This window comes from Kurthia sp. YJT4 (genome assembly GCF_030219945.1).
Classification (GTDB): domain Bacteria; phylum Bacillota; class Bacilli; order Bacillales_A; family Planococcaceae; genus Kurthia; species Kurthia gibsonii.
Genome location: NZ_CP126689.1, coordinates 1276353 through 1289668, shown reverse-complemented (window position 1 = coordinate 1289668; position 13316 = coordinate 1276353). Strand labels below are relative to the sequence as shown.

Here is a 13316-nt window from a genome sequence, read left to right as displayed (position 1 = left end):
TCTTTCTATTTCTCTATTGTTCTCAGTATACACCTTTTATTGGTTAAAGCGTAAGAATTTATCCAGTGCTTGGATATTTTGTTCTAAATTAATTTGGATGACTGATCCTGAACCGGGTACATTCGCAAATGTATAACTATTTTCAACAGGAATCGTTAATTTCTCGATTTTTACATCGCCGCCTTTTACAGCACCTAATAGCATCTTCAACTGATCACCCTTCGTTAAATCTGACTGGATAGATCCTTGCACAACACCAAGTAATTTTGGATAATTTTTCACATTTTCAACTTGAAGAACTTCTTTTTTCAATGCTTCAATTGCTTGTTGTTGACGTTCAACACGTCCAAAGTCGCCTTGTGCATCATAACGGAAACGTGCGAATCCAAGTAGTTCTTTACCATTTAGACGTTGTGTTCCTTTTTTCAATTTGACACCAATATTTTTTGACATGTCATGTGGTACAGTTACTTCTACCCCATTCGGAGCAGCAACATCTACTACTTTTTCAAAGTTTTTAAAATCGACCACCGCTACGTGATTAATTTCTACATCAAACATTTGTTTCAATGTCGCTTTCAATAAATCAGCTCCATCTAAATAATAAGCTGTATTTAATTTATAACTTTTATAACCTGGAATATCCGCATAAATATCGCGCATGAATGAAACTAATTTGACGTCATTTGTTGCTTTATTCCATGAAGCTAACATCATTGTATCCGAACGTGATTGTTTTTCACCACGCGAATCAACACCGACTAATAGAATATTCTCAATATCCTTATTACTTTGTGGGTCACCATTAAATTCCAACGTTGCTTTTTCAGGAGCTTCTTCTCCAACAGCTAATTGTTCTCCAGATTTATATTGTAGGTAAAAATAAACGCCACCGATGATTGCGAGTAAAAATAATGCTGTAAAAAAGATTCTTCCTTTACGTAACTTACCTTTTTTTCTTCTTTTTCGTGTTTGTGCCATATCGTTTAAATTCTCCTTTCGTCTCATCGTTTTCTTCTTTATAATAGTAACATGCTCTCTACAGTTTTTTGAGTAGTTATTATATTAAAAAAATATTTTACATCTTTCTTTTAGGAGGTCTTTTATGTCCAATCAATCATTACAAAAAGCAACATTCGCCGGTGGCTGTTTCTGGTGTATGGTTAAACCATTCATCGAATGGGATGGAATCGAATCTGTTATATCTGGTTATATGGGTGGAACTATTGAAAATCCAACATATGAACAAGTTAAAACAGGTGAAACAGGTCATACAGAAGTGGTTGAAATCATTTATGACCCTACACAATTCCGCTATGAACAACTTTTGGAATTGTTTTGGCAACAAATTGATCCAACTGACGACGAAGGTCAATTCCAAGACCGCGGTTCAAATTATCGTGCAATGATTTTTTATCATAATGAAGAACAGCGTGTACTTGCTGAACAATCAAAAGAAGTATTGGCTAAGTCTGGTAAATTTAAAAAGCCGATTGTTACACCAATTGTACCAGCTGAGACATTTTACATCGCAGAGGATTATCACCAAGACTTTTATAAAAAGAATCCAAAAGAATATAAAGAAGACCGTGCGCAATCTGGGCGCGATGAATTCATTTCATCACATTGGGATGAAGATACGTCTATGTGACGTTATTGTATAAAAAAAGTTCTCATTTTATTTCATTGTTTTTTTGGTAGAAAGAAGTGACTTTATGGATTTATTTCTTGTTATATTACCTGTACTACTCGTATTTTTGACAGGTTTTATTGGTCAACGTATTCTCCATTTTAATATTAAAAACATCTCCACTTTAACACTTTACGTCATGTCACCCGTATTAGCGTTCCGAACATTTTATATGACACCAGTTAATATCGATTACATGTATATTTTTTCGTTTGCGATTTTATTGTGTGTTCTACTGTTTATCGTAACATTCCTTGTTACGCGCCTCTTACATAGTGACCGTTCAGAAACATCTGCTGTCATGCTTGGTGCTGTCTTCATGAATAGTGGTAACTACGGAGCGCCTGTTGCATTATTTGCATTTGGTGACGAAGGCTTTCATATTGCTGTCATTATTATGGTTATTCACTCCCTCTTTATGAATACACTTGGTATCTTTATTGCTTCTGTGGGTAGTGACGACTCCCCAAGCTTAAGCGCATCCTTTAAAAAAGCGTTGAAAATGCCCGTTTTATGGGGTGCTGTCATCGGTTTAGTTTTACAACTAATTCATGTACCAGTACATCAATCTGTCATGAATGCTGTTGACTTAATCGCAGATGCTTCCATTCCTGTGGTCATGCTTATTTTAGGGATGCAGTTAGCTGTGATTTCAAGAAAACGTGTCAATTATGTAGCAATGGGTGCAACAACGATCATTCGTATTATCGCTTCACCACTTATTGCAGCAGCTATTCTTTATTTTATGCCTTTACCTCCACTTGTAAAATCGGTTTTAATTTTACAAGCTGCGATGCCAGCTGCCGCAAATACGACAATGCTTGCACTACAATTTAATACAAAGCCTGATCTCGTTTCGTTCACAACATTAGTGACAACATTACTGAGTATCATCAGTATTCCGATTGTGTTATTTTTCTTAGGAGTTTAAAACTTTTTACCCTCACGCTTCGTCTAATAGATACGTGAGGTTTTTTTATTAAAAAACCGTTTATTTCTGATTTTTTAGGGAATACGTAGCTTAATATCCAACCTATACATAATGTTTCATCCTTGTAGGTGGAAAAGAGGAGGTCTTCATCATGTCTTATTCATTCAAAAAAACAGGTACATTCATCACAATTACTGCTGTCGCATTTAGTATTTTGACGTTAACACCTACCTTTTCTCAAGCCAAAAGCACCTATAAAACGGCTTCCGTTGAACAATTCAGAGAAGTTCAACCGAATAAAACCGTTCATATTTTCAGTAAACCTTCTGCTAATTCAAAGAAATATGTGAAACTACCGAAGAATAGTGGTGTCGTTGTTACAGGACAAACGAAGAACGGATTCTCAAAAATTCGTTATCAATTCCAATATGCCTATGTAAAAACATCTGCGTTGAAAAAAGTTTCTGCTAAAACAGGCACACATTACGCGCGAGATATTTCTAAAAAATATCGCTACGACGTACCAATGAATGCAGGTTCGATTTATGCGCGTACATTTACCGCTTCTTTCTTAAAAACGTACAAACCGAGTCCAGCAGTTACAAACTTCTGGTTCTATAAATCTTCACCAACACAATTCGGTATTACAGAATACGATACAAGCAAAGGACTTTATACAGGTGATATAGAAGATGGATATTTATCCCTTTCTATCAAATACCCAATTAAAAAGAATTTAATCTGGTCTGGCGAATTTGGTCAAAAAACAAAAATTACGCAAACAAAAGCAACTGTTAAAACAAAAGCTGGCACATTTAAAAATGTCATTGTGACACAAAATGGCAAAATGACGTACTACTACGCACCGAATAAAGGACTAATCCAAACAAAAGACCGAGGTAAAACGTTTATTCAATTAACAAAATAAAAGCAAAACAAGGAAGCCCTTTAAGGCTTCCTTGTTTTTTTATCAGGTGGATTTGTCCCTTTCAATGGCGATGATTCCCTTTCGCGCGTGGATTTGTCCCTTTCAATAGCGATGATTCCCTTTTGCGCGTGGGTTTGTCCCTTTCAATAGCGATGATTCCCTTTCGCGCGTGGGTTTGTCCCTTTCAATGGCGATGATTCCCTTTTGCGCGTGAGTTTGTCCCTTTCAATAGCGATGATTCCCTTTTGCGCGTGGGTTTGTCCCTTTCAATAGCGATGATTCCCTTTCGCGCGTGGGTTTGTCCCTTTCAATGGCGATGATTCCCTTTTGCGCGTGAGTTTGTCCCTTTCAACGGCGACGTTTTCCTTTCGCGCATGGGTTTGTCCCTTTCAATGGCGACGTTTCCCTTTCGCGCGCGAGTTTGTCCCTTTCAACGACACCAATTCCCTTTCGCGCGTGGGTTTGTCCCTTTCAATGGCGATGATTCCCTTTTGCGCGTGAGTTTGTCCCTTTCAATGGCGATGATTCCCTTTCGCGCGTGGGTTTGTCCCTTTCAATGGCGACGTTTCCCTTTCGCGCGCGAGTTTGTCCCTTTCAACGACACCAATTCCCTTTTGCGCGTGAGTTTGTCCCTTTCAACACAATATGATTCCCTTTCAGCCAAGTAAAATGTAGAAATTCGTGCTTTCCCCTTCTTTTATGAAACCACTCAGTGCTATAATGAGGTTCGATGTTTTAGAAAGGCGTTGACGATATGAATTTTAAAAAATTACCGAAAAAACTAACGCAATATGCTCAAATTCATTTAATTACACATACAGACTTGGACGGAATCGGTCCTTCAATTGTATTAGATGCTTTTGGTATCCCGCATATTCCTTATTATGTAGAGACGCGTAAAATTGATGAGGCTGTGATTGAAAAAATCGCTGAGCTGCAAGATCAAGAACTATTAATCATTACAGACTTATCTGTAAACGAAGAAACAGCTGAAGCGATTTCTGCTGTTAATAAAGAACCGAATGGCCGTCATATTATTTTAATTGACCACCATGCTTCTGCACTCTATTTAAATGATTATGGTTGGGCAGAAGTTATTCCAGAAAAAAATGGCATTAAAATGAGTGCGACTACTTTAATGTTCAAAAATTTATTCGATGCTGGTTTTGAAGTGACACCTCTTCAACGAATCGAACAAGAAGATGGTGAAGAATCGATCGCCATCCCTGAATATACACAAAAAGAAAAAGACACGATGTTAACACGTGTTACGCATTTTGTTGAAAATGTTCGTCTATATGATACATGGGATTGGCACGCCCTTTCGATTCAGGAAGCTGCCGATTTGAATACGATTTTCTACGCACGTCGTCGCCACGAATTCGCAAAAGATCGTATGAATTATATTTTAAATGGGTCATTATTTACAGAGGCTGACCAACAGTATCTTGATTTTTCAAAAGATGAATTACGTAAAATTTTAAAGAAAAAATCAAAACAAATGATTATCGTTGAAAATTACACATTAAAAGGACATGATGAACCGATTAATATTGGTGTTGTTGAAACAGATTCATTCTTTAGCGAACTTGGCAATCATTTAGCTGAGAAGTTTGAAGAAGAAATCGACTGTGTCTTCATTATCTCTTTAGTAAAAGACAAAGTCTCACTACGTTCAATTGGGCAAAAACTTGATTTATCAAAAATTGCGAAAGAATATAATGGTGGTGGTCATCCAAATGCATCTGGATGTGACTTATCTGCACTTGGTATGGACTTCATCTCGGTTATTTTCGAGGCACAAAAAAAAAGCATAACTTGAACATATTGGACATAATTCGCGAATAAGCGAGTTATGTCTTTATTTTTTTATTAAATACTTTTTTGATGTGTATTTTTACCCTCATTAACACATAACATTTGATTTCATTCATTTTTCAGTTTAAACTATGCATAAGTTACAATCAAAAAATTATCATTTTCCAAGCCTTAAATTTCCATAGAATAAAAAAAATAAAAAATTTAAGAGAAAAGACTAGATTAATTTATCTACTTCGTGTAAAAATATAGTTAGAAATCGAAACCAAATTCTATTTCAAATGGGAATATAATAAAGCGCTGTCATTTCCCTGTAATAGTACAGCGAAATGTGATTTAGTATAATTATATGACCGACCGATTTTTTCACTCGTCATGTGCCTATTTTGTTAAACGCTTACAAAACAATTATTTACATGATTATTATTTTTAGGGGGAATTATGAATGGAATCAACAATCGAAAAACGTTTAGGGTTAAAAGAACTAGCAAGTAAAGTTGTATCTGCTGAAGAGGCTGCAAAATTAATTTCAAATGGCGACGTAGTGGGTATGTCAGGCTTTACACGTGCTGGAGATGCAAAAGTTGTACCAATGGCTCTTGTAGAACGCGCGAAAAACGAAACATTCAAAATTGATGTTTACACAGGTGCTTCATTAGGTCCTGAAGTTGATAACTACTTAGCAACTGCTGGTGGTATTCGTAAACGTGGACCATTCATTGGTGACCGCGGAATCCGTACACTAATCAACTCGGGCGATGTATTATATGCAGATATGCACTTATCGCACAACGCTGAACAATACCGTCAAAATATCTTCGGTAAAGTAAACTATGCGATTATTGAAGCCGTAGCAGTTACAGAAGATGGTTATATCATTCCAACAACTTCAGTTGGTAACTCACCAATCATTTGTGAAGTAGCTGAAAACATTATCATTGAATTAAATATTACACATCCTGAAACTTTAATCGGTATTCATGATATTTATATTCCTGGTGAGCAAGGTAAGCGTGAAGCAATCCCTATGACAGATGCAACACAACGCATCGGTGAAAAAGGAATTAAAGTTGATCCAGCAAAAATTAAAGCAATCGTTGTTTCTGAAGAACCTGATGCACCTTCATTAATCGTGCCTCCTGATGAAGAAACACAAACAATGGCGAACTACCTACTTGACTTCTTCCGTAACGAAATTAAAGAAGGTCGCTTAACAAATGAATTAATGCCTCTACAATCAGGTGTTGGTTCAGTAGCAAATGCTGTATTAGATGGTTTCGCAGACGCAGAATTTGAAAACTTAGTTGTTGCTTCAGAAGTATTACAAGATGCTGTATTCAATCTAATTGATGCAGGTAAAGTACGCTTCGCAGCTGCTACTTCAATTACATTAACTGAAGAATTACAACAAAAGGTATATGGTAACTTAGAGAAATATGCAGACAAGATTACATTACGTCCACAAGAAATCTCTAACCACCCAGAATTAATTCGTCGTTTAGGATTAATCTCAATCAACACTGCACTTGAAGCAGATATTTACGGCAACGTAAACTCAACGCACGTTTCAGGTTCAAAAATGATGAACGGTATTGGTGGTTCAGGTGACTTCGCACGTAACGCACGTCTTGGCATCTTCGTTACAAAATCATATGCTAAAGGTGGGGCTGTATCTTCAATCGTACCTATGGTTACACATGTTGACCATACAGAGCATGATGTAGATGTAATCGTTACAGAACAAGGTGTTGCTGATTTACGTGGTCTTGCACCAAAAGAACGTGTTCCATTAATCATCGAAAACTGTGCACACCCTGATTTCCGTGAACAATTATGGGAATACTACAATGCTGCAGTTGAAAAACACGGCAATGTACAAACTCCACACTTATTAAACCGTGCATTCGAAATGTACGACAATCTTGAAAAAACAGGTTCAATGAAAAAACAAAATCAACCTGTAGAATAAGAGTCACTTCAAATACGAGTATCCTTTTGGATGCTCGTATTTTTTATGCCCTCCCCCTTTTGTTTTATTTTCGCGTTTCTTTCGATATTTTCTAAGAAACTATGTCAGTTTCCTGTTTAGTTCCATCTAGCCTATAGTCGTACCTATGTAGACGTGTTATAATGGAGGTATTGTGAAAAAGGAGGTACTTACATGATTCAAGTAAGTAATGTAGCTCTTCGTTTCGGCGATCGTAAGCTATTTGAAGACGTTAATATTAAATTTACACCTGGTAACTGTTATGGCCTAATCGGTGCAAACGGTGCTGGTAAATCAACATTTTTAAAAATTCTTTCTGGTGAAATCGAGCCACAAGAAGGCCATGTAAGCATGGGGACAGATGAACGTTTAGCTGTCTTAAAACAAAATCACTTCGAATATGAAGAATTCCAAGTGCTTGAAACAGTTATGATGGGTCATAAAAAATTGTATGAAGTTATGCAAGAGAAAAATGCCATCTATGCAAAAGATCCATTTACAGATGAAGACGGTATTCGTGCTGCTGAATTAGAAGGTGAATTCGCAGATATGAATGGTTGGGAAGCTGAATCAGATGCAGCAATCCTTCTACAAGGTTTAGGAATTCCTGATTCAATGCACTATATGACAATGTCTGAACTAACAGGTTCTGAAAAAGTCAAAGTATTATTAGCGCAAGCTTTATTCGGTAAGCCAGACGTTCTATTACTAGATGAGCCTACCAACCACTTAGACTTAAAAGCAATCCAATGGTTAGAAGAATTCTTAATCAACTTCGAGAACACTGTCATCGTTGTATCGCATGACCGTCACTTCTTAAATAAAGTATGTACACATATCGCTGACCTTGACTTCTCTAAAATCCAAGTTTATGTAGGTAACTACGACTTCTGGTATGAATCAAGTAAATTAGCACAACGTATGTTATCAGATCAAAACAAGAAAAAAGAAGAGAAAATCAAAGAATTACAAGCATTCGTTGCTCGTTTCTCTGCGAACGCTTCAAAATCAAAACAAGCGACTTCTCGTAAAAAGATGTTAGAAAAAATCGAGTTAGATGACATTCGTCCATCTAGCCGTAAATATCCATTCATCAACTTTACGATGGAACGCGAAATCGGTAATGACGTATTAACAGTTGAAGGTTTAGGTAAAACTGTAGATGGCGAACAACAATTTAAAGATATGCGCTTCTCAATGAATCGTGAAGATAAAATTGTTTTACTTGGTAATCCAATCGCTAAAACAGCTTTATTAAAAATCATCGCTGGTGAAGATGAAGATTTTGAAGGTTCTTACAAATGGGGCGTTACAACTTCTCAAAGTTACTTCCCATTAGATAACGAAGAATTCTTCCAAGGTTCTGAAAAAACATTAGTTGATTGGTTACGCCAGTTCTCTCCAGAAGACGAAACAGAAACATTCTTACGTGGTTTCTTAGGTCGTATGCTATTCTCTGGTGAAGAAGTGAAAAAATCACCTGCTGTTTTATCAGGTGGCGAAAAAGTACGTTGTATGTTATCTCGTATGATGTTATCACATTCAAACGTATTACTTTTAGATGAACCAACAAACCACTTAGATCTTGAATCAATTCAAGCATTAAATGAAGGCTTAACAAGCTTTAAAGGCGCGATGATTTTCACATCTCATGACCATCAGTTCATCCAAACAATCGCAAATCGTGTAATTGAAATCCGCGAAGACGGTTCAATTTTAGATAAGCAATTAACATATGATGAATTCCTAGAGTGGAAAGCAACAAATAAATTAGATTAATTTAAAATACAGAAGAAATCACAATGATGTGGTTTCTTCTTTTTTATACAAAAAAAGCACATACCCGAAAGTATGCACTCTAAAATTTGATTTAATAAGCACCAAATGACGCATTTGTCTTGAATGGTTCATTTGGATTCAAGTTTAACTCTGTACGCAATTCTTTGCTTAAGTTTTGTAACTTCTGTTGATCTGCTACAAAATACGAAACGCCATTAATTCGCGTTTCATAACCTTCAATTTCTTTTGATTCGATTTTTAGATTCTCCATCTTTAAATATTGATTTTGGATAGCAAATAAATCTGAAATCGATAAACTTGTTTTCACATTTTTGCCGAAGATTTTTGTTAATTCCCCTACTTTTAATAATGTATTCGCAGATTTTAACTGTTCAACAGTTGCTTGAATAAACTGTTGTTGGCGCTGTTCACGTGAATAAACATCATTGACATCACGCTTACGCATACGCACAAAGGCAAGTGCTTCCTCTCCTGTTAAACGAGTCTCGCCAGCTTTGAAATCAATGCGCTGTTTATTATAGACATTTGTTTCCCAGAAAGGATATTTGATGTCTATATTAATACCACCTAGTGCATCCACTACATCACGAAATCCATCAAAATTAACTGTTACAAAAGCATCAATCGGAATATTCAATAATTTTTCGGTTGTTTCCAACTGTAATTTCTCTCCACCATACGAATTAATCTGTCCATATGTCATTGCTGCGTTAATTTTATGTACACCCGTATATTCGCCCGCATTGTCAATTTGAACACGTGTATCACGTGGTACAGTCGTTAAAATCACTTTACTTTCTTTTGGATTGAATGTTGCGACTAATTGTGTATCTGCACGTGCAGTTTCTGTATTTTTCGCATAATCTTCAATGCCTAGCAATAGAATGGAGAAGGGATCATCACTATATGAAACTTCCTTTTCTCTCAAATCTGACTTATTTGCTTCACGTTGTAGTGATACTTTGGAATCGTTCAATGCCCCTTTAACAGATATCACTGAATAAATCAGGTAGCTACTAACAACAGCTAAACAAAGGACTAACAACCATAAAGAACCATGCAGCAGCCTCTTTCGACGTCGTTTGGACGTTCTTGTTTTTGCACCCATGTATATTCCCCCATATAACTTCTATCCTAAAACCAATTGTATCATAAACTACTATTAATTGTCATAAAAATATACCTTTAATCACTATGATGATATAATATTCAATTCTCTTTTTTACATTAAAAAAAGAAAACAACATTGCTTTTATGTGTTTTCTTTTTAATTTAAAGATTTTCTCTTGTACACTATTTTTTCATGACATTTGCTGCTTGTGGTCCACGCTCACCTTCGATAATTTGAAATTCTACAGCTTGTCCCTCATCCAATGTTTTAAACCCATCACCTTGAATCGCTGAAAAATGAACAAAAATATCTGCTCCTTCTTCTGATTCAATAAAACCAAAACCTTTTTCCGCGTTAAACCATTTTACTATACCTTGTTCCATTTATCTAACCTCCATACTATTCATTATATCCATAATAACAAATAATTCAGAAAATAAAAAATGAAATAGAAAAGAGGCTAGCCGAAGCTAGCCTCTGTAATTGTAAATTAAAGTTTTACAACGTTTTCTGCTTGTGGTCCACGGTTACCTTCAGTAACTTCGAACTCAACTGCTTGACCTTCATCTAAAGTTTTGAATCCTTCGCCTTGGATTGCAGAGAAGTGTACGAATACATCGTTTTCTCCTTCAACTTCGATAAAGCCAAAACCTTTTTCTGCGTTAAACCATTTTACTGTACCTTGTTTCATGTGTAAAAACCTCCAAAATAAAAAGTGAACATATGAATCTAATTATACCTTTGCAAAAATTCACATATTACAATAAGTACCGACATAAACCCGATCACTTTTTGTAATATGTGAATAGAAGTACCGGTAATACAAGTTTCATTTGTTAAATTTATTATAACATACCACTTTATGTTGTCAATAAATTTGAATATATTTGACAATAATTTCTTTCATTTTTTGACATTTTCTTCTACTACTTCCCATATTACCCCATGGTAAACAGGTAAACAATCTGCACAGTTTTCACAGTATTCTCTTTCATCATCGGACCAAAAAGCCCAAAAACGCTCTTTTTTATGCATCATATTCATATATTTTTTTGAAAACTCTTCAATTAATTGTTGTAAATATTGACTTGCTTCTTGTTCATTATCATATGTGACTTCTGTCACGATATGTTCTTCCCAACCTTCAAACTGCCACCATGGCTCATAGTCTGCTTTCATGTAAATTACTTTATACATAGTATACCTACTTTCTAAAAAAATTACTTATGTGACAATATATCTTTTTTACTATACTATCCTCTTAAAATATGCTAAAATAACTAAAAAAACTTTAACCAAAAAATGGAGGTTTATACATGTTTTCTTCACTTCGCCCAAAACTTAAAATGAATCAATTATTAGAACGTGGTACTGATATTCAAACAATTGAACGTTTTCAAAAAACGCTCGCATTCAATCATTTTACATCAAACGACGAAAAAAATTTACGTTATTTATATGAAACATTAGCTAGTTCAACTCCATCTATGAAAGAAATTTTCACACAATATTTAACAGAATTATCTCCTGATAACCACCATAAAATTGCTGAAGAGACGATTGAACATTATCTTGTAAACTTTTTTACAGCTAATCGCGATGGACACTATGTAAATGAGACGTTACAATTCTTTGATCAGTTCCGAAAACATCAATTTGAACCTGGAAAAACGATTGTGATTTTCAATCAATTCGCATTCTATGTGACAACACACGTATTATACAACTTTGGGTTTAAACCTTCCAAAGCATTCGACTTAATGCGCTCATTTCAATCTGCAGTGAATGTCGATCAACAATTATTATTTGAATCTTTTACAGAGAGCACACTTGAAAGATCCATATCTGAAATTGTCCGTTTAATTGAGACAAACTCTAAAATCATGTATATGAAAGACTTAATTTATAGTCTAGATCGCCAAACAGACGAGATTCAATCTTCTACTGCTGCAACTGAAGAGATTACTGCTTCGATTGCAGAGATTGCACGTACTTCTACCCGAATTTCAGAAAAAACAAACCAATCAGTTGAATATGCACTTCATTCACAAAATGAAATTGGTGGTGCTTTAAATGAAATTATGAAAACAGGTGAAACATTCTCTACAATTGTTGAGTCATTTAGCGAATTACAAAAACGTGTCGGTGACATTGAACATGTTGTCACTTTGATTAATGAAATCGCTGATCAAACGAATTTACTAGCACTAAACGCATCAATCGAAGCAGCGCGCGCAGGTGAACATGGTAAAGGATTTGCAGTTGTTGCACAAGAAGTTCGTAAGCTTGCAGAAAATACGGTATCTGCTTTAACAGAAGTATCTACGAATGTGAAGCATTTAAAATCATATTCAAATACGGTTCAAGAATCGATTACAAGTACAACAAAAATTATTAAAGAAGCTACTACTGAAGCAAAAGAGTCACTTCCACTTCTAAATCGAATTGTCGATGAGATTTCAGATATCAACGATGCAGTTAAAACTACTGCCTCGATTTCTGAAGAACAGTCTATTGCGATTGATGATGTTTCTAACCGTATGGTACAGATTACCGATTTACAACAAGATATTCGTGAACTTGGACAATCGACTTCTATTGGTGTACATCAATTAAGCAAAGAAATTGATGCGTTCCGTCTAAGTGTTGTCAATAATGCAAATGTACAGCTTTCAAGCTATGCGCTGTTGCAATTATCAAAAGCCGATCATATTTTATGGAAATGGAGAGTATATAATATGTTCTTAGGTTTAGAACATATCCGTCCTGAAGATGTGTCTTCGCACATGGATTGTCGTTTAGGTAAATGGTACAACTCAGAAAAAGCACGTGCTTGTTTTGCGAATGAGCCCGCATATCAACAATTAGATACGTATCATGCACAAGTACATGAACTAGCAAAACAAGCTGCAACTGCTTATTCACACAACGACTTACGTACAGCTGAACAGTGCTTGTCTAAACTAGAAGAAGCATCATCATATGTGATAGAATTAATTGACGAACTCATTCACAAGATTGAACTACAACGTGGTCAATAATTCGACAAAT

At 35.6% G+C, this 13316-nt stretch carries 12 protein-coding genes; 7 read left to right on the top strand and 5 right to left on the bottom strand.

Annotated elements, in window-relative coordinates; genetic code table 11:
• Positions 1–36: 36 nt before the first annotated feature.
• Entirely contained in the window at positions 37–981 is a 945-nt protein-coding gene (locus tag QN089_RS06270) for an LCP family protein (protein ID WP_068453808.1), read from the bottom strand.
• A gap of 124 nt (positions 982–1105) precedes the next feature.
• Between QN089_RS06270 and msrA the strand changes: the two genes are divergently transcribed.
• From msrA to QN089_RS06240, 6 genes are all read left to right on the top strand, one after another.
• On the top strand, positions 1106–1651 hold the full coding sequence (gene msrA / locus QN089_RS06265; protein WP_285216270.1) for a peptide-methionine (S)-S-oxide reductase MsrA: 546 nt from the start codon (positions 1106–1108) through the stop codon (positions 1649–1651).
• 64 nt (positions 1652–1715) lie between these two features.
• Positions 1716–2621 carry an AEC family transporter gene (locus tag QN089_RS06260; protein WP_285216269.1) on the top strand — a complete coding sequence of 302 codons (906 nt, stop codon included), beginning with the start codon at positions 1716–1718 and terminating at the stop codon, positions 2619–2621.
• 151 nt (positions 2622–2772) lie between these two features.
• The gene (locus QN089_RS06255) at positions 2773–3549 is read left to right on the top strand and encodes an SH3 domain-containing protein (RefSeq protein ID WP_285216268.1); all 777 of its coding nucleotides are present in this window, start codon (positions 2773–2775) and stop codon (positions 3547–3549) included.
• Positions 3550–4303: 754 nt separating this feature from the next.
• Positions 4304–5371: a DHH family phosphoesterase gene (locus QN089_RS06250; RefSeq protein ID WP_285216267.1), complete on the top strand. Its 1068-nt coding sequence runs from the start codon at positions 4304–4306 to the stop codon at positions 5369–5371.
• 441 nt (positions 5372–5812) lie between these two features.
• Entirely contained in the window at positions 5813–7336 is a 1524-nt protein-coding gene (locus QN089_RS06245) for a succinyl-CoA:acetate CoA-transferase ScpC (RefSeq protein ID WP_068453820.1), read from the top strand.
• 192 nt (positions 7337–7528) lie between these two features.
• Positions 7529–9133, top strand: coding sequence for an ABC-F family ATP-binding cassette domain-containing protein (locus tag QN089_RS06240; protein ID WP_285216266.1), 1605 nt, complete (start codon positions 7529–7531; stop codon positions 9131–9133).
• 91 nt (positions 9134–9224) lie between these two features.
• On the opposite strand, the gene QN089_RS06235 is transcribed toward QN089_RS06240, so the two are convergent.
• The 4 genes from QN089_RS06235 to QN089_RS06220 all read right to left on the bottom strand — a co-directional run bounded on the left by QN089_RS06235 (position 9225) and on the right by QN089_RS06220 (position 11462).
• A complete protein-coding gene (locus tag QN089_RS06235) occupies positions 9225–10262 on the bottom strand; it encodes an LCP family protein (RefSeq protein WP_068453822.1) in 1038 nt (345 codons plus the stop codon).
• Between the two features lie 185 nt (positions 10263–10447).
• Complete coding sequence (locus tag QN089_RS06230) at positions 10448–10648, bottom strand: cold-shock protein (protein ID WP_068453824.1); 201 nt, start codon at positions 10646–10648, stop codon at positions 10448–10450.
• A 107-nt stretch (positions 10649–10755) separates the two neighbouring features.
• Positions 10756–10956, bottom strand: a complete 201-nt coding sequence (locus QN089_RS06225) for a cold-shock protein (RefSeq protein ID WP_068453826.1) — start codon at positions 10954–10956, stop codon at positions 10756–10758.
• 212 nt (positions 10957–11168) lie between these two features.
• Positions 11169–11462, bottom strand: coding sequence for a DUF1033 family protein (locus QN089_RS06220; protein ID WP_285216265.1), 294 nt, complete (start codon positions 11460–11462; stop codon positions 11169–11171).
• A gap of 119 nt (positions 11463–11581) precedes the next feature.
• Here QN089_RS06220 and QN089_RS06215 point away from each other — a divergent pair, with 119 nt between their 5' ends.
• Entirely contained in the window at positions 11582–13306 is a 1725-nt protein-coding gene (locus tag QN089_RS06215; RefSeq protein ID WP_285216264.1) for a globin-coupled sensor protein, read from the top strand.
• Positions 13307–13316: the final 10 nt, after the last annotated feature.